Annotated in this window: 15 protein-coding genes and 1 pseudogene; 9 read left to right on the forward strand and 7 right to left on the reverse strand. The window is 69.7% G+C overall.

The genetic code is table 11. The annotated features are described in order from the left end of the window. Positions 1 to 3 precede the first annotated feature (3 nt). Complete coding sequence (locus HDA45_RS14255) at positions 4 to 993, reverse strand: NAD(P)/FAD-dependent oxidoreductase (protein WP_184895460.1); 990 nt, start codon at positions 991 to 993, stop codon at positions 4 to 6. 113 nt (positions 994 to 1,106) lie between these two features. On the opposite strand from HDA45_RS14255, the gene HDA45_RS14260 reads away from it, so the two are divergent. Further along, positions 1,107 to 2,504 (forward strand): class II fumarate hydratase, encoded by a 1,398-nt coding sequence (locus HDA45_RS14260; protein WP_184895462.1) that lies wholly within the window; start codon positions 1,107 to 1,109, stop codon positions 2,502 to 2,504. On the opposite strand, the gene HDA45_RS14265 is transcribed toward HDA45_RS14260, so the two are convergent. Next, complete coding sequence (locus tag HDA45_RS14265; protein WP_184895464.1) at positions 2,501 to 3,082, reverse strand: TetR/AcrR family transcriptional regulator; 582 nt, start codon at positions 3,080 to 3,082, stop codon at positions 2,501 to 2,503. The two genes, HDA45_RS14260 and HDA45_RS14265, sit on opposite strands and share 4 nt — an antisense overlap. Positions 3,083 to 3,125: 43 nt before the next feature. Here HDA45_RS14265 and HDA45_RS43230 point away from each other — a divergent pair, with 43 nt between their 5' ends. Beyond that, complete coding sequence (locus tag HDA45_RS43230; protein ID WP_378315834.1) at positions 3,126 to 3,581, forward strand: SRPBCC family protein; 456 nt, start codon at positions 3,126 to 3,128, stop codon at positions 3,579 to 3,581. Here HDA45_RS43230 and HDA45_RS14270 read toward each other — a convergent pair. Then, a pseudogene (locus HDA45_RS14270) lies at positions 3,579 to 4,475 on the reverse strand (DMT family transporter); the annotation flags it as partial. The gene HDA45_RS43230 and the pseudogene HDA45_RS14270 sit on opposite strands and share 3 nt — an antisense overlap. A 43-nt stretch (positions 4,476 to 4,518) precedes the next feature. Here HDA45_RS14270 and HDA45_RS14275 point away from each other — a divergent pair. The 4 genes from HDA45_RS14275 (at position 4,519) to HDA45_RS14290 (ending at position 8,975) form a co-directional block, all read left to right on the forward strand. After that, positions 4,519 to 5,262 (forward strand): hypothetical protein, encoded by a 744-nt coding sequence (locus HDA45_RS14275; protein ID WP_184895466.1) that lies wholly within the window; start codon positions 4,519 to 4,521, stop codon positions 5,260 to 5,262. Positions 5,263 to 5,709: 447 nt separating this feature from the next. Further along, a complete protein-coding gene (locus tag HDA45_RS14280; RefSeq protein ID WP_184895468.1) occupies positions 5,710 to 6,552 on the forward strand; it encodes a helix-turn-helix transcriptional regulator in 843 nt (280 codons plus the stop codon). Between the two features lie 46 nt (positions 6,553 to 6,598). Next, complete coding sequence (locus HDA45_RS14285) at positions 6,599 to 8,110, forward strand: ATP-dependent DNA ligase (protein ID WP_184895470.1); 1,512 nt, start codon at positions 6,599 to 6,601, stop codon at positions 8,108 to 8,110. 163 nt (positions 8,111 to 8,273) lie between these two features. Beyond that, complete coding sequence (locus tag HDA45_RS14290) at positions 8,274 to 8,975, forward strand: Pr6Pr family membrane protein (protein ID WP_184895472.1); 702 nt, start codon at positions 8,274 to 8,276, stop codon at positions 8,973 to 8,975. Here the strand turns inward: HDA45_RS14290 and HDA45_RS14295 are convergent. Both HDA45_RS14295 and HDA45_RS14300 read right to left on the reverse strand, forming a co-directional pair. Beyond that, on the reverse strand, positions 8,919 to 10,148 hold the full coding sequence (locus tag HDA45_RS14295) for an NADH:flavin oxidoreductase/NADH oxidase family protein (protein WP_184895474.1): 1,230 nt from the start codon (positions 10,146 to 10,148) through the stop codon (positions 8,919 to 8,921). The genes HDA45_RS14290 and HDA45_RS14295 overlap by 57 nt on opposite strands. Before the next feature lie 72 nt (positions 10,149 to 10,220). Beyond that, the gene (locus HDA45_RS14300; RefSeq protein WP_184895475.1) at positions 10,221 to 10,595 is read right to left on the reverse strand and encodes a YybH family protein; all 375 of its coding nucleotides are present in this window, start codon (positions 10,593 to 10,595) and stop codon (positions 10,221 to 10,223) included. Here HDA45_RS14300 and HDA45_RS14305 point away from each other — a divergent pair. Beyond that, positions 10,587 to 10,997, forward strand: coding sequence for a winged helix-turn-helix transcriptional regulator (locus HDA45_RS14305; RefSeq protein ID WP_184895477.1), 411 nt, complete (start codon positions 10,587 to 10,589; stop codon positions 10,995 to 10,997). The two genes, HDA45_RS14300 and HDA45_RS14305, sit on opposite strands and share 9 nt — an antisense overlap. Here the strand turns inward: HDA45_RS14305 and HDA45_RS14310 are convergent. After that, complete coding sequence (locus HDA45_RS14310; RefSeq protein WP_184895479.1) at positions 10,977 to 11,453, reverse strand: DUF309 domain-containing protein; 477 nt, start codon at positions 11,451 to 11,453, stop codon at positions 10,977 to 10,979. The genes HDA45_RS14305 and HDA45_RS14310 overlap by 21 nt on opposite strands. A gap of 35 nt (positions 11,454 to 11,488) precedes the next feature. Here HDA45_RS14310 and guaB1 point away from each other — a divergent pair, with 35 nt between their 5' ends. Together guaB1 and HDA45_RS14320 are read left to right on the forward strand one after the other, a co-directional pair. Further along, entirely contained in the window at positions 11,489 to 12,928 is a 1,440-nt protein-coding gene (gene guaB1 / locus HDA45_RS14315; protein ID WP_184895481.1) for a GMP reductase, read from the forward strand. 32 nt (positions 12,929 to 12,960) lie between these two features. Further along, positions 12,961 to 13,992: a glycosyltransferase family 2 protein gene (locus tag HDA45_RS14320; protein WP_343072067.1), complete on the forward strand. Its 1,032-nt coding sequence runs from the start codon at positions 12,961 to 12,963 to the stop codon at positions 13,990 to 13,992. Between the two features lie 28 nt (positions 13,993 to 14,020). Here the strand turns inward: HDA45_RS14320 and phoH2 are convergent, their stop codons facing one another. Continuing rightward, the gene (phoH2, locus tag HDA45_RS14325) at positions 14,021 to 15,307 is read right to left on the reverse strand and encodes an RNA 5'-3' helicase PhoH2 (protein WP_343072294.1); all 1,287 of its coding nucleotides are present in this window, start codon (positions 15,305 to 15,307) and stop codon (positions 14,021 to 14,023) included. Positions 15,308 to 16,024: the final 717 nt, after the last annotated feature.

Consider the following 16,024-nt stretch of genomic DNA (forward strand, 5'->3'; position numbering starts at 1 on the left):
CGTCTACTCCGCGTTGCTCGAGTGCCCGGGGAACAGATGCGCTTCCGGGTTCAAGGCCACCGCGATGTTGTTGACCGCCGTCGCCGCCTCCCCGAATCCGGTCGCGATCAGCTTCACCTTCCCCGGATACGCCGAGACGTCGCCCGCCGCGTAGACCCGCTCCCGCGCCGTCGCCATGGTCGAGTCGACGGCGATCGCGCGGTGGTCGATCCGCAGTCCCCAGCTTTCGATCGGCCCGAGGTCGGCGGTGAAGCCGAGCGCGGCGACCACCGCGTCGGCGGGCAGCACCTCGGGTTCGGCGCCCTTGACCTGGATCTCGACCTCGGCCAGCGCGCCGTCGCGGTCGAGGAACCGGGTGACCTCGGCGTCGGTGACGATCCGCACGCCGAGTTCGCGCGCCTGCCGGACGATGGATTCGGCCGCGCGGAACCGCGCGCGGCGGTGCACGAGGGTGACGCTCGCGGCGACCGGATGCAGGGCGAGCACCCAGTCGAACGCCGAGTCCCCGCCGCCGACGACGACCACGTGCTGGCCCGCGTGCGCTTGCAGGGCCGGCACGAAATGGACCATGCCGCGGCCGAGCCAGCCGTCACCGGCGGGCAGCGGACGCGGGGTGAATTCGCCGATCCCGGCGGTGATCAGCACCGCCCCGGCACGCAGGACCTGTCCGCCGTCGAGCGTGATGGTGATGCCGCCCTCGACACTTTCGAGTTTCTCCGCCTTGCGCCCGAGCAGATAGACGGGCTTCCACGGCGCCGCCTGATCGAGCAGGCCCTGCACCAGATCGCGGCCACGGACCTCGGCGAATCCGCCGACGTCGTAGATCATCTTTTCGGGGTACATCGCGGTGACCTGTCCACCCGCCTCCGGCAGTGAATCCACGACGGCCATCGAAAGGCCGCGGAATCCCGCGTAGTAGGCGGCGAACAGACCCGTCGGACCGGCCCCGATGATGACGAGGTCGTACGACGTTTCCCCAGCGGACTCGCTCATTCGGCACTCTCCCGGCCGGTGGTGGGCGGCGTGATCGAGAACACACTCGATCCTAGCCCTCGCGTGCCGAAAGACACGGAGCGCGCCAGGAGCCACTGCGCGAAACTTGAGGCATGGCTGAACAGGAATACCGGATCGAACACGACACCATGGGTGAGGTGCGCGTCCCCGTCGACGCCCTCTACCGCGCGCAGACGCAGCGCGCCGTCGAGAACTTCCCGATCTCCGGCCGGGGCCTGGAACGCGCCCAGATCCGCGCGCTCGGCCTGCTGAAGGCCGCCGCGGCGCGGGTCAACGCGCGGCTCGGCGTGCTGGACGCCGACGTCGCCGAGGCCATCGCGAAGGCCGCCGACGAGGTCGCCGAAGGCGAGCACGACGCGCACTTCCCGATCGACGTATTCCAGACCGGCTCCGGGACCTCGTCGAACATGAACGCCAACGAGGTGATCGCGACGCTCGCGTCGAGGGCGCTGGGCCGCGACGTCCACCCGAACGACCACGTCAACGCTTCGCAGTCTTCGAACGACACCTTCCCGACGACGATCCACGTCGCCGCGACCGAGGCCGTCCTCTCCGACGTGGTCCCGGCGCTGGAGTACCTGGCGGCCGCGATCGAGACGCGCGCGGCCGAATGGACGGACATCGTGAAGTCCGGCCGCACGCATCTGATGGACGCCGTCCCGATCACCTTCGGCCAGGAGGCGGGCGCGTGGGCGTCACAGGTCCGCTTCGGTGTCGAACGGTTGAAATCGGGCCTGCCGCGACTCGGTGAACTGCCGATCGGCGGTACCGCGGTCGGATCCGGGCTGAACGCGCCCGAGGGCTTCGGCTCGGCCGTTTCGCAGGAACTCGCTTCGGTGACCGGCCTTCCGCTGACCGAGGCGCGTGACCACTTCGAGGCGCAGGCGACGCAGGACAGCGTCGTCGAGACATCCGGACATCTGCGCACGGTCGCGGTGTCGCTGAACAAGATCGCGAACGACCTGCGGTGGCTGGGTTCCGGCCCGCGCACCGGGCTCGCCGAACTCGCGCTGCCGGATCTGCAGCCGGGTTCGTCGATCATGCCGGGCAAGGTGAACCCGGTGATCCCGGAGGCGACGCTGCAGGTGGTCGCGCAGGTGATCGGGAACGACGCGGCGGTCGCCTTCGCGGGCGCGGCGGGCAACTTCCAGCTCAACGTGAACCTGCCGGTGATCGCACGCAACGTGCTCGAATCGGCGCGGCTGCTCGCGGCGGTCTCGCGACTGCTGGCGGACAAGGTGTTCGCGGGCGTGACGGTGAACGCCGACCGCGCACGCGAGTACGCCGAGGGTTCGCCGTCGATCGTGACGCCGCTGAACAAATACATCGGCTACGAAGAGGCCGCCGCGATCGCGAAACTGGCGCTCAAGGAGCTGAAGACGATCCGCGAGGTCGTGATCGAACGCGGTCACGTCGCGAACGGCAAGCTCACCGAAGCACAGCTGGACGAAGCCCTCGACGTGCTCCGCATGGCGCGCGGCGGCCGCTAAGCGCCGAGAGCGGCCACGGCCGCGTGCAGCGGCGAGGCGAGCGAAGCCGCCAGCCCGCCCGAAGGCGGTGTCTCGGTGAACAGGTGCAGCCACGTCAGCACCGGCCCGAGCAGGATCGCGTGCACGAGAGCCGGATCGGGCCGTCGCGAGAGTTCCCCTCTCGCGACGGCCCTTTCCAGCATCAAGACCAGATATCCGCGTTCGCGCCCGAGGAACACCTCGCCGAACCGCGCTTCCAGCGCCGGATCCGCCCGGACGTCGGCGAGCAGCGACGGCAGCGCCTGCCGCAGTTCCACACCGTCCAAAGAGGACTCGATCACCGTGAGGACCGCAGCCACGTCACCCAGCAGCGAGCCGGTGTCCTCCGGCGGTTCGAGCTCGACGGGATGGATCACCGCGGCGAACACGAGTTCCGCCTTCGACCGCCACCGCCGGTACACCGCGGCCTTCCCGACCCCCGCCCGCGCCGCGACCGCGTCGATCGTGCAGCGCTGGTACCCGGTTTCGGTCAGCAGCGCCCGCACGGCGACGCGGACAGCGTCGTCGATTCCCTCTTCCCTCGGCCTGCCTCTCACCATGCACCCAGTTTACGAGACTGACAGTTCCGTATATCGTCCGGGTATGACCTGGACCAGAACGTCCCGCGAGATCCTCCCGTGCCCGCCGTCCGCGATCTGGCCGTTCCTGGCCGACTTCACCCGATGGCCCGACTGGGATCCCGACCTCACCGGCGCCGAACCGCACGGCCCCGCGGCGGTGGGGACGACCGGTTTCCTCGTACCGAACGGATTCCGCGGCCGCGTGCACTCACGGGTCGCCGAGCCGTTCACGATCACTTCCCTGGTCCAAGACCGCGAGATCGCCATCCGCCAGCCGATTCCCTTCGGTGCCATGGATCTCGCGCTGACCGTGACCGCGGTCGACGGCGGGACGGAGTTCGTCCAGGAGATCACGCTCACCGGACCGATGCGCGCGGTCATGGTCGCGGTCATCGGCGGCGACGTCGTGAAACACTTCGGCCTCAAGTGCGCCAGGCTCGCCGAACTCGCGGCGGCGCAAGCCGATCACGACGCCTGAAGACACCAACGCGATCCCGATCACCTGGGAGAGGCGGAAATCCTGCATTCCCAGCAGGAGCGAGACGCCGAGCCCGGAGACCGGCATCAGCCCCACGAGCACCCCGGCCCTGTCCGCGCCCAGCACCGAAACCGCCGAGTACCAGAGAAGAAACGCGATCGCCGTGACGACGACCGTCAGATAGCCGAGCGCGATCAGTTCACGCCCGTCCGGCCACGCCCAGGCGCCGGACGGGTCGGCGATCGTGCCGACGACCGCGCCGCCGATGCCCGCGGCGCAACAACTCCAGGTCGCTGTCGCCAAGGGCCCGAGCCTCTCGAGCACACCGACGGCGAGCAGGGTGAACAGCGCTTCGCAGATCATCGCCAGCGCCGCGAGCACCAGCCCCTGCCAGCGCGCGGCCCCGCCGCCGGACAGCACGGCGATCCCGAGTCCGGCGAGCACCGCCCCCGTCACCGGCGCCCACGATGGGCGCTTGCCTTTCGCCAGTGGGCCGACGAGCGCGAGTACGAGCGGCGTGCCACCGAGGAACGCGGCGACCAGACCGGGTTCGGCGTACCGCTGCGCGAACAGCAGGCACGCCTGGAACCCGATCATCCCGGTCGCCGCGAGGGCGATCAGCGACGGCAGATCACGCGGGCCGGGCCGCGGCAAGGGCCGTCCGCGCAACCGCGCCCACGCCAGCAGGAGCACCCCCGCCAGCGCGTACCGCAGCGCCTGTCCGGTGATCACCGGGTAACCGTCGAGCATTCCCGTCACCGGCACGGACGCGCCGACGATCAGCACCCCCAGTACGCCGATCGTCACACTTCTTCGTTCGCTGTCCATGGCTCCACGATGTCGGCGAATTGGTCCGAGAGACAGAGCCAGATCATGAGTGATCGACAGGGCCATAAGTCGACGCAACCGGAAAGAGGGCCTTCTCCGTCTCTCCGGTATGCGACGAGGGATCGTTTCCGTACTGCTGCTGGTGTCCGCCTGCTCGACGGCGACTCCACCGCCGTCGAGCCCGGAAACGGTGCTGTTGCGGGCGAAGACCTACGTCGGCATGCCGAGTCCGAAACCGGCCCTTGTCCCCGAATTCAGCCTCTACGGCGGCGGGCGGCTGCTCGTCCCCGGCGAAACCGTGGGATCGCTCCAGACTGTCAGCGAGAAGCGACTGGACTCTCGAGCCGTGGAGGAGGTCTACAGCGCGGCGCACAGCGCCGATCTCGACCGCGACGCGTTCCTCCCCAACAGCAACGTGCTCGACGGCTATCTACTCGTCTTCACGTTGTACGACAAGGAAGGCAAGCGGCGCCAGGTCCGCGCCGAGAACCCGTCCGGCGAGCTCGACGACTTCCAGGAAGACCTGGCCGAGGTGGCGAAGAAAGCCGAATCCGTGCCGACGCCCTACCGGCCGACACGGATGGCCGCCGTCGGCTGGGCTTCGAGCACCCGGCCGAACTCGGAAGCACGCCCATGGCCCTTCGCGTCCTTCGACCGCACTCCGCATGTCGACGGTGGGCTTTGTGTCGTTCTGGAGGGCGAATCCGTGCGCCAGGCCGAGGAGTTGGCCAGGTCCGCCACTCCCGCGACGCGGTGGAGGACGGCGGAGACCACCTGGCTCGTGGTGTTCCGCCCACTCCTGCCCGACGAGAGATCCTGCGACGACCTGATGGTTCCTCATGAGCCCCAGTGAGGGGCAGGGCAACGGCGCCGGGCTCGTTTTGTGGTACGTGCGGAGCTCGTGCCGGGTGCCGGAGTGGTCGAAGGCAGTGACCGGCGTGCCTTGATCAACTGAAGTGGCCTCGGTCCCGGTTCCTTGCCCCGCTTGCGGTACATGAAGGACCCCTTCATTGCGTCTAGCGCCGTGAAGGGGGCCTTCATGTACTTGGGAAGGTGCGAAGGTCGAGTTCCCTCGGCTGAGCCGCTGTGACTGCTGGTGCGCGTGAGGCGGACGTGGCGATCCGCAAGTCCGTGAAGGCCCCCTTCACTACCTTCAGGGTAGGCAAGGAGTCCTTCACGGACCCGCACCCACGAACAACAGCAGCCAGAACCCCGTAGATGCTTCGGCTCTGACAGCCGGCTCAGCCTGGGTCTGTCAGGACCAGGCACCCACCCCGCCGGATCCGGGATACTCGTCGACATGACCGAGACGGCCGAACTGGGCGACTTCCTCAAGGCACGCAGGGCCGCGCTGGACCCGGCCGACCTCGGCCTGCCGACGGGCTTCAACCAGCGGCGGGTCGCCGGGCTGCGGCGCGAGGAGCTGGCGCAGCTGGCCGGGATCAGTGTCGACTATTACACCCGGCTGGAGCAGGGCCGGGCACGCAACGTGTCCGATTCCGTCCTCGATTCGCTGAGCCGCGCGCTGCGGTTGCACCGCGACGAGGAGACCTACCTGCGCAATCTCGCCGCCCCGAAACGCAAACGCGTCGCACGGCCGCGCGCGCAGCGGATCCGGCCGGAACTGCAGGTGATGCTGAACGCGATCCAGTCGCCGGCGTTCGTCTTCGGCCGCTACCTCGACGTGCTGGCCTGGAATTCGCTCGGGGCCGCGCTGTCCTTCGACTTCGCCGCTTGCCCGCCCGGCGAACGCAACATCCCGAAGATGTTCTTCCTCGACGAGCACGCCCGCGAGATGCACCCGGAGTGGGAAACCGTCGCGAAAGAGGTCGTGGCGAACCTGCGGGCCGAGAGCGGGAAGTACCCGGACGACCCGTACCTCGCGCAGCTGGTCGGCGAGCTCTCGCTCGGCAGCGAGGAGTTCCGGAAGCTGTGGGCGAAGCACACCGTGCGCGAGAAGGCGCACTCGTGGAAGGTGATGATCAACCCGGTCGTGGGGGAACTCCGGCTGCGCTACGAGACGCTGCGGCTGCCCGACGATCCGGATCAGGCCCTGGTGATCTACACCGCCGAGCCCGGCTCGACCAGCGAGCGGGCGCTCGCCCTGCTCGCCAGCTGGATCGCGGATCCCGCCCACGCCTGAACCCGCTCGACGCGAAACTGTCGGTGCGCGGGGTCATGATGGACCCATGTTGTTCACCGCGGTGGTGACCGCGTCGGCCGAACTGGCCGCCACGAGGTCCAGGAAGGCGAAGATCGCCACCCTGGCCGCACTGCTGCGCGCCGCCGGCGAGCTGGAGCTCCCGGCGGTGGTCGCGTTCCTCACCGGCCAGCCGACGCAGGGCCGCATCGGCACCGGCTGGCGGACACTGGCCGAGCTGAAAGCGGGTCCGGCCGGCGATCCGTCGTTGACCGTGGCCGAGGTCGACACGGCACTGGGCACGGTCGGGGCGGCGTCCGGATCGGGATCGGTGACGCTGCGCACGGAGACGTTGCGGGCGTTGTTCACCAGGATGACCGCTGCCGAGCAGGAGTTCCTGTTCCGGCTGGTCACCGGCGAGCTGCGGCAGGGCGCCCTCGAAGGGATCATGGTGGACGCCATCGCGGCGGCGTCCGAGATCCCGGCGGAGGACGTCCGGCGGGCGTTCATGCTGTCCGGGCAGCTGCCGGTGACGGGCCTGGCGGCGATGACAGGCGGCAAGGAGCGGCTGGCCGAGTTCAAACTCGCCTTGGGCAGGCCGATCCGGCCGATGCTGGCGTCCCCGGCGGAGTCGCTGGAAGAGGCGGTCACCGAGCACGCCGAGGCGCTGGTCGAGTACAAGATGGACGGTGCGCGGATCCAGGTCCACCGCGAAGGCGACGAGGTCCACGTCTACACGCGGACACTGCGCGAGATCACCGGCAGCGTCGGCGAGCTGGTGGATCTCGTGCGCTCGCTGCTCTGCACGTCGGTGGTGCTCGACGGCGAGACCTTGGCGCTGACCGACGACGGCAGGCCGAGGCCGTTCCAGGAGACGATGAGCCGGTTCGGCAGCACCCGTGACGAGCAGGTCAAGGAGTTGCTGCTGCGGCCGTACTTCTTCGACTGCCTGCACCTCGACGGCGCCGACCTGCTGGACGCGCCACTGTCCGAACGGAACACCGCCCTGCGCAAGGTCGCGGGCGAGCACGTCATCCCGGGAGAGATCGCGCCCGCTTCGGCCGAGCGAGTGCTGGAAGCGGCGATGGCCGCCGGGCATGAGGGCGTGATGGTCAAGGACCTCGCGTCGCCGTACGCGGCGGGCCGCCGCGGGCGCGCGTGGCTCAAGGTGAAACCGGCGCACACGATCGACCTGATCGTCCTCGCCGCGGAATGGGGACACGGCAGGCGCACCGGCTCGCTGTCGAATCTGCATCTCGGCGCGCGAGACCCCGAGGGCGGGCCGCCGATCATGGTCGGCAAGACGTTCAAGGGGATGACCGACGAGCTGCTGGCCTGGCAGACGAAGACGTTCCAGGAGATCGAGACCCACCGCACGGATTGGGCGGTGCACGTGCGGCCGGAGCTCGTCGTCGAGATCGAGCTCGACGGCGCCCAGGTGAGCACGCGGTATCCGGGCGGGCTGGCGCTGCGCTTCGCGCGTGTCGTGCGGTACCGGCCGGACAAGGAGGCCGCGGATGCCGACACCATCGACACCGTGCGCGGCCTCCTCAAGCCTTAGCCGCGTTTAGTCCTCTGGATGCGGTCCTTGCGCGTGCAACTACCGCATCCAGAGGACTGAACGCGCCGGTGACCGGGATGGCCGGCGGCGGCCCGCCCCCGATCGAGTGGCGCCGCCCGGTGGTGACGGGACGTCGCGGGCCGGTCACCCATAAAGTAGGCGGATGCAGGCTTCCAAGATCGCGCGTGCCTGGTTCGGCGCGACAGCGCTGGTGGTGATCGCCGGTCTCGCCGCCCAGATCCCGGTCTCGGCGGGCACCGAGGGCGGCACCTTCCAGACCCCGGCCGGGCGGGTGGCCAACCTGCTGGCCTTCTTCACCATCGACTCGAACATCCTGGTCGGCATCGGCGGCCTGCTGCTCGCACTCGGTGTCGCGGGCCGGTCGACGTTGTTCGGCGTGCTGCGGCTCACCGGCCTCGTCGGCATCACCGTGACCGGCGTCGTCTTCCAGGTCGCGCTCGCCGACCTCTACGAACTGCACGGCTGGGCCGTGTTCGCCGACACGATGCTGCACAAGGTGTCACCCCTGATGTGCGTCGCGGGCTGGCTGCTGTTCGGGCCGCGCGGCCAGTTGTCGTGGCGGGTCCTTTCGTGGTCGCTGCTGTACCCGCTGGGCTGGCTCGCGGTCACGCTGGTGCGCGGCGCGTTCATCGGGTTCTACCCGTACCCGTTCGTCGACCCGGGCATCAACGGCTACGGCGGGGTCGCGTTCAACTGCGTACTCATCGGCGTGCTGTTCACCGGCCTCGCGGCCGCCGCTGTCGGCTTCGACCGCACCTTCAGCCGCCGCGATGACACCGACGACTACCTAGCCCCGGACCCGGCGGAAGGCGTTGAGCGGATCCGCGACGCCGGCACGTACTAGCGTCCGCACCGCGCCGAGCCGCGGGTCCACCGGTTTCCCGGCGGCGACGCGGTGCATCTGCTGGGTGTGCCATTGGATCTCGAGCAGGCTGTCGGCCAGCCGGATGCCCGTCTTCGGGGCCTTGCGCTCGGCGCGGACGTCCTCGCCTGCCAGCAGGCGGCCGGGCAGCGCCGGATCGACCACCAGCGGCCTGCCGAGGCCGATGACGTCCAGCGAGCCGGAACGCAGCGCGTCCGCCATCCCCGCCGGGCTGGTGAAGCCACCGGTGACCATCAGCGCGACGTCGGTGACCTGCCGCGCTTTCGTGGCGTAGTCGAGGAAGTAGGCCTCACGGCTGGCGGTGCTCGCCTTGCCGGAGCCCATCATGGCGGCCTTCTCGTAGGTGCCGCCGGAGACCTCCAGCAGGTCGATGCCCGCTTCGCCCAGCTCGCGGACGACTTCGAGCGATTCCTCCTCGCTGAAGCCGCCGCGCTGGAAGTCCGCGCTGTTGAGCTTGACCGCGATCGGCACGCCGTCGCCGACCTCGCCCCGGATCCGGGCGACCACTTCCAGCAGGAAGCGGCGCCGTCGCACCGCGTCGCCACCCCAGCCGCCGGTGCGCTGGTTGGTCAGCGGCGAAAGGAACTGCGAGACGAGGTAGCCGTGCGCCCCGTGGATCTGGACACCGGCGAATCCGGCGTCGACGACCGTGCGCGCGGCCACGCCGAACCGGTCGACGATCGCTTCGATCTCGTCGCCGGTGAGCGCCCTCGGCGTCGCGAACACCGAGCGGATGCCGCGGTCGCCGAACGGCACCGCGGACGGCGCGACCGGCTGACGGGACAGGAAACGCGGGCTCTGGCGGCCGGGGTGGTTGAGCTGGACCCACAACCGGGTTTCGGTCCCGTCCGCCGACCGCGCCCACGGCTTGAACTCGGTCGCGTCCGGTTCCCGGGGCACCGCGACATTGCGCGGTTCGCCGAGCGCGGTCGGATCGACCATGACGTTGCCGGTGATCAGCGTCCCGGCGCCGCCTCGTGACCACGTCCGGTACAACTCGGCCAGTTCCGCCGTCGGCCGGTTGCGGCGGTCGCCGAGCTGCTCGCTCAACGCGGCTTTGGCCAGCCGGTTCGGCAGGAGCGCGCCGCACCGCAGTTTCAGCGGTTCGGCCAGCAATTCCTGGGGTTCGCTCATCGCGTCTCTCCCACCGTTACCTACTGGGCAGTATTCCTACTCGAAGTAACATACTCGCGGTATGTCGAGTACTCAAGGTGTGCCGACACCGAAGGGGTTGTCGATCACGTAACGCCAGAGCCCGTCTTGGCCACGTCGCGCGACGTCGGTGGCCGTCGCCGCGAGATGCCCCTCGATCACCCAGTCGACGATCAACAAAGCCAGGTCACCGGCCACACGCACCTGGCGCGGCGTCACGGTGATGGGCTGCCCGAGCGCGAGGATCCCGCCGTTCGCGGCCCGGCGGCCCGCGCCGGTCACCTGCACGCCGTCCCGGCGGACGAACACGGCGTCCGGTTCGTAGACCGTGTCGAGGATTTCGGCGGATCCGGTGTTGAAGGCGGCCTGGAAGACAAAGGGGTGCTCGGCGGGATCCGCCGTCAAAGGCACACTGATGGAATGCGTCATGCGGACAGCGAAACCGACCGCGAAGCGGGTCACCAAACGGAAACCTTCGACGGCGAGCTCGTCCCCGACGCCCGCGGCCGCACCCGGCGACCGGAGCCGGACTGCCCCGTCGAGGTCGCGCTCGCCGCGATCTCGGGTCGCTGGACGACGTTGGTCCTCCGGGAGCTGATGAGCGGCGCCCGGTCCTTCAGCGACCTTCGCGCCGCGTTGCCCGAGCTGTCCGCGAAGGTGCTGACAGAACGCCTCGGCGACCTGACCTCGCGGCGCCTCGCCATCCGGGAAGAACTGCCGGGCTTCCCGAGCCGGACCAGCTACCGGCTCACCCCGGCGGGACGGGCACTGCGGCCGCTGCTGATCGAGCTGTACCGCTCCGGCTCGGCGCTACAGGACCTGGCCCAGTAGCCGAGGCGGGACCGGCTCGACCCGGATCCGCACCTTCACCTCTTCGGCCATCGCCCGCGCCCACGTCTGCAGGCCGGGGACGTCGATCCCATGCGGCCGGGCCTCGCGGAACGGCTCGATGTTGTCCGCACCCCGTTCCAGCAGCGACGCCGCGCCGTTCCCGTTCCCCCTGGCCGCGTGGGTCAGGCCCACGGCGAGCTGCGCGAGGCCGCGCCAAAGCTCGCGCTCGGCGCCGTCAGTGGCCTTCCACGCGTCCTCGAACACCTCGTGAGCGTGAAACGGACGGCCCGCGTCGAGCAGGCGCTGGGCCTCGGTGATGGTGTCCTCAGGAGCCCGTTCGATGCCCTCTGGCTGCCGCTCGACCCCGTCCGCGCCGTACGGGAGCGGCCTCCCGAGACCGTCCCGAGGGCGCGCGTTACGGGCTCGTCCGGCTTCGTCACGGTCCCGGTCGGTCATGCCGTCATTGTCCCACGCGGGTATCCTGGGGACTCGTGCGCTTTCTCGACGGGCATCGGCCCGCTCACGACCTGACCTACGACGACGTGTTCCTCTTGCCGAACCGTTCGGACGTGGAGTCCCGCTTCGACGTCGACCTGTCCACCGTGGACGGCACCGGCGCGACCATCCCGATCGTGGTGGCCAACATGACGGCCGTCGCGGGCCGCCGGATGGCCGAGACGGTCGCCCGGCGCGGCGGGCTCGTCGTCCTGCCGCAGGATGTCGACGTGGCCGCCGTCGCCGACATCGTCACCTGGGTCAAGAGCCGTCACACGGTGTGGGACACCCCGCTCGTGCTGACCGGCGGGGACGCGGTCGCCGACGCCCTGAACCTGGTCGGCAAACGCGCCCACGGTGCCGTCGTCGTGGTGGACGAGGACGGCAAACCCGTCGGCGTCGTCGGCGAAGCGGCCTGCGCGGGTGTCGACCGCTTCGCGCGGCTCGCCGACGTCGCGGAGCCCGCGCTCGTCACCGTCCCCTTGGACACCCCGCCGCGCGAGGTGTTCGAGCGCCTGCACGCCCACGGCGGTGGTCTCGCGCTCGGCATCGACGAAAACGGCAGGCTCGCCGGCGTCCTGACCGAGACCGCGGCGCTGCGCGCGGAGATCTACACCCCGGCCGTCGACGGCGGGGGGAACCTGCGCGTCGCGGCCGCGGTCGGCGTGAACGGCGACGTCGCGGCGAAGGCCGAGGCCGTTCTCGCGGCGGGCGTCGACGTGCTGGTCGTCGACACCGCGCACGGGCACCAGGAGAAGATGATCTCCGCGCTCAAGGCCGTCCGGTCGGTGCACCCCCAGGTCCCGGTGGTCGCCGGGAACGTGGTCACCGCGGAGGGCACGCGCGATCTGATCCACGCGGGCGCGGACGTCGTCAAGGTCGGTGTCGGCCCCGGCGCCATGTGCACCACGCGGATGATGACCGGCGTCGGCCGCCCGCAGTTCTCCGCCGTCGCCGAATGCGCGGCCGCGGCCCGCGAACTGGGCAAACACGTGTGGGCGGACGGCGGCGTGCGGCATCCGCGCGACGTCGCGCTCGCACTGGCCGCCGGCGCGTCCGCCGCGATGGTCGGCTCGTGGTTCGCCGGTACCCACGAATCCCCCGGCGACCTGCGCTACGACGAGCAGGGCAAGCCGTACAAGGAATCGTTCGGCATGGCGTCCAAACGCGCCGTCGGCGCCCGGACGCGGACGGACAACGTCTTCGAACGCGCCAAGAAGGGCCTGTTCGAAGAGGGCATCTCGGCGTCGCGGATGGCACTGGACCCGGCTCGCCCCGGCGTCGAGGACCTGCTCGACTCCATCGGCTCCGGTGTGCGGTCGGCCTGCACGTACGCGGGTGCGCGGACGCTCGAGGAATTCCACGAGCGCGCGCTGCTCGGCATCCAGTCCGCCGCGGGCTTCGCGGAAGGACGTCCGCTGCCCGCGGGCTGGTGATCTCCCACCCCGAAAGCACTAGGGTGCACCGGGTGAAGCGCCTGAGACGGACCGTGGCGGCGGCGGTGGACCGCCGCCACGAAGACAGCGACGAAATCGCCGAACTGCGTTCCATGGTCGCGGCCCAGGCCGCGGAACTGGAGCGGTTGCGCGCGGTACTGGAGCACCACAACGCCTGGCTCGAAGACCACGATCGCGCGTTGCGGGACGGTGACGCGCGCGCCACCACCGTCGAGGCGAAGCAGGAGGCCCTCGGCACGCGGCAGGACGCGCTCGACGGCTGGCTCGGCAGCCACGACACCGCCTTCGACGGCCTCCATCTCCGGACGCGGCGGCTCGAAGCGGCCCACGCCGTCCAGACCTTCACCCAGTGGCTCGAACCGCTGGAACTCGTTGCCACGCCGAAGATCTCCGTCGTCCTGCCCACGCACGACCGCGCCACGCTGCTGCCCCGCGCGATCGCGTCGGTCCGGGCGCAGCGTTACGGGAACTGGGAACTGATCGTCGTCGACGACGCCAGTTCCGACGCCACGCCCGAGGTGCTCGCGGCGCTCGAAGACCCGCGTATCCGCACGATCCGCGTGGTGCGCAACAGGGTCAGCGCCGCACGCAACGCCGCTCTCGCCGAAGCGACCGGTGACGTCATCGCCTACCTCGACGACGACAACACCATGCATCCCTTGTGGCTCAAGGCCTTGGCCTGGGCGTTCGGCGAGCACCCCGAGATCACCGCCGCGTATGGCGGGTACGTCATCGATGACGTCGAAGGGCTGCCGAGCCTGCTGTTGAAGCCGTACAGCCGCGAAGCCCTGCTCGAGGAGAACCTCGCCGACACGGGCGCGGTCGCCCATCGCGCGGGCCTCGCGGAAGCCCGCTTCGACGAGTCACTGGTCGAAATGGACGACTGGGATCTCCTGCTGAGCCTCACCGCCGATCGCGATCCGCTCGTCGTCCCGGCGATCTCCTGTTTCTACTCCACGGCCGCGCCGGACCGCCTTTCCCACGGTCCCACCTACGACGCCGATTTCGCCGCGGTGCGAAGGAAGCACGGGGAGTCCCCTTAGGACTGTCCCAAGAGGACTCCCCGATCGGCTATCCGTGGTCCTCCAGCATCTCGGTGACCAGCGCCGCGATCGGCGACCGCTCGGAACGGGTCAGCGTGACATGCGCGAACAGCGGGTGACCCTTGAGCTTCTCGATCACCGCCGAAACGCCGTCGTGCCGCCCGACCCGCAGGTTGTCGCGCTGCGCGACGTCATGCGTGAGGACGACCCGCGAAGCCGTGCCGAGCCGCGAAAGCACCGTCAGGAGCACATTGCGCTCCAAAGACTGCGCCTCGTCGACGATGACGAACGTGTCGTGCAGCGACCGGCCGCGGATATGGGTCAGCGGGAGCACCTCGAGCATGCCGCGGTCGAAGACCTCGTCGAGGACGTCCTGGCTGACCAGCCCGCCGAGGGTGTCGAACACCGCCTGCGCCCACGGCTGCATCTTCTCGCTCTCGGAACCGGGCAGGTAGCCCAGTTCCTGGCCGCCGACCGCGTACACCGGCCGGAAGACCACGACCTTGCGGTGCTGGCGGCGTTCCATCACCGATTCCAGTCCCGCGCAGAGCGCGAGCGCGGACTTGCCGGTACCGGCTCGCCCGCCCAGCGAGACGATGCCGACATCGGAGTCCAGCAGGAGATCCAGCGCCACCCGCTGCTCGGCCGACCGGCCGTGCAGCCCGAACGCCTCCCTGTCGCCCCGCACGAGCCGGATCCGCTTGTCGGCGGTGACCCGGCCCAGCGCGCTCGAACTGCCCGCGAGCAGCCTCAGCCCAGTGTGACAGGGCAGTTCACCGACCTCGGGCATCCCGAACTCCGCCGGATCCACGGAAGGCCCGCTGAACAGCGCGTCGACCAGGGTCTGCGGGACGTCCACATCCGCCATTCCCGTCCAGCCCGAAGGCGTCACCTCCTGCGCGCGGTATTCGTCGGCCTCGAGACCGACGGCACCCGCTTTGACGCGCAGGGGGATGTCCTTCGTCACCAGCGTGACCGACGCGCGTTCCGCCGCCAGATTGAGCGCACAGGCGAGGATGCGGTGGTCGTTGGAGTCGGTGCGGAAGCCGACCGGGAGCACCGTGGGATCGGAGTGGTTCAACTCCACCTGCAAGGTGCCGCCGTGCTCACCGATCGGGATCGGCGCGTCGAGCCTGCCGTGCTGACGACGCAGGTCGTCGAGCATGCGAAGCGCTTCGCGCGCGAACCACCCCAGTTCGGGATGGTGACGTTTCGCCTCCAGTTCACTGATGACGACCAGCGGGAGCACGACCGCGTGTTCGGCGAAACGAGTCACCGACCAGGGGTCAGAGAGCAGGACCGACGTGTCGAGCACGTAAGTGGCCCGCTGGGATTCGGGCGAGATCGAGGCTTTCTCCGGGCCAGAGGCACCGGTCGAAGAACGGCCAGAGGCCTTGCGGGGTGAACGCTGCGCAGTCACGACGGCATCTCCCTCGTGGGCGTGGCACCACGCCCGCACTCGCTGGGCCGGGCACCTCCCTGGCTAACCGCTCCTTCTGACGCTTTCCGCGTCAGTCGGCACGGCCGCGAGGGCCGGGTGCCGGCCCCCTCGTGCATCCACTGGGCGGCTGAGCCGCCCTGTCGACAACCGCCACGACCAGGGCCTCCCGTGAGAGTCCGCATGGGACGCGAACCCTCACTTTCGGAAGGTACCTGCGTCGAGCCGATCGCGCAGGCAGCCACCACGGTGATTCGCCAAACCGTCATCTCACTGTCGGTCGCGTGACATCAACGCCTGGTCACCATCACCGTGCGTAGTGACGATCACCATTCAGGGACGCTCGTCGATGTGACCCGGATGGATTAACGCGACAGAGGGCGTTCACCTATTGGGATTCGGGGTTCTACCACGCCACGTAGCGGAGCGCATTTTGTGACCGAGACAGAGGACCGGACCGAGTGAAATGGTCGTTTTACGGCTCACACAATGGGCTTACGCGACGGTCACAAGTCCTGAATAGCGAGTAATTTTCTCACTGCGGGACACCCCCACCGGATTTCGGTGCCCCCGATCCCTGAATATTCTCTACCA

Origin of the sequence: Amycolatopsis umgeniensis (assembly GCF_014205155.1) — a bacterium.
GTDB lineage: Bacteria > Actinomycetota > Actinomycetes > Mycobacteriales > Pseudonocardiaceae > Amycolatopsis > Amycolatopsis umgeniensis.

Excerpts from the sequence above, each read along its gene's own strand:
- HDA45_RS14255 (WP_184895460.1), bottom strand. The coding sequence starts at position 993 with ATGAGCGAGTCCGCTGGGGAAACGTCGTACGACCTCGTCATCATCGGG.
- HDA45_RS14260 (WP_184895462.1), top strand. The coding sequence starts at position 1,107 with ATGGCTGAACAGGAATACCGGATCGAACACGACACCATGGGTGAGGTG.
- HDA45_RS14265 (WP_184895464.1), bottom strand. The coding sequence starts at position 3,082 with ATGGTGAGAGGCAGGCCGAGGGAAGAGGGAATCGACGACGCTGTCCGC.
- HDA45_RS43230 (WP_378315834.1), top strand. The coding sequence starts at position 3,126 with ATGACCTGGACCAGAACGTCCCGCGAGATCCTCCCGTGCCCGCCGTCC.
- HDA45_RS14275 (WP_184895466.1), top strand. The coding sequence starts at position 4,519 with ATGCGACGAGGGATCGTTTCCGTACTGCTGCTGGTGTCCGCCTGCTCG.
- HDA45_RS14280 (WP_184895468.1), top strand. The coding sequence starts at position 5,710 with ATGACCGAGACGGCCGAACTGGGCGACTTCCTCAAGGCACGCAGGGCC.
- HDA45_RS14285 (WP_184895470.1), top strand. The coding sequence starts at position 6,599 with ATGTTGTTCACCGCGGTGGTGACCGCGTCGGCCGAACTGGCCGCCACG.
- HDA45_RS14290 (WP_184895472.1), top strand. The coding sequence starts at position 8,274 with ATGCAGGCTTCCAAGATCGCGCGTGCCTGGTTCGGCGCGACAGCGCTG.
- HDA45_RS14295 (WP_184895474.1), bottom strand. The coding sequence starts at position 10,148 with ATGAGCGAACCCCAGGAATTGCTGGCCGAACCGCTGAAACTGCGGTGC.
- HDA45_RS14305 (WP_184895477.1), top strand. The coding sequence starts at position 10,587 with ATGCGTCATGCGGACAGCGAAACCGACCGCGAAGCGGGTCACCAAACG.
- HDA45_RS14300 (WP_184895475.1), bottom strand. The coding sequence starts at position 10,595 with ATGACGCATTCCATCAGTGTGCCTTTGACGGCGGATCCCGCCGAGCAC.
- HDA45_RS14310 (WP_184895479.1), bottom strand. The coding sequence starts at position 11,453 with ATGACCGACCGGGACCGTGACGAAGCCGGACGAGCCCGTAACGCGCGC.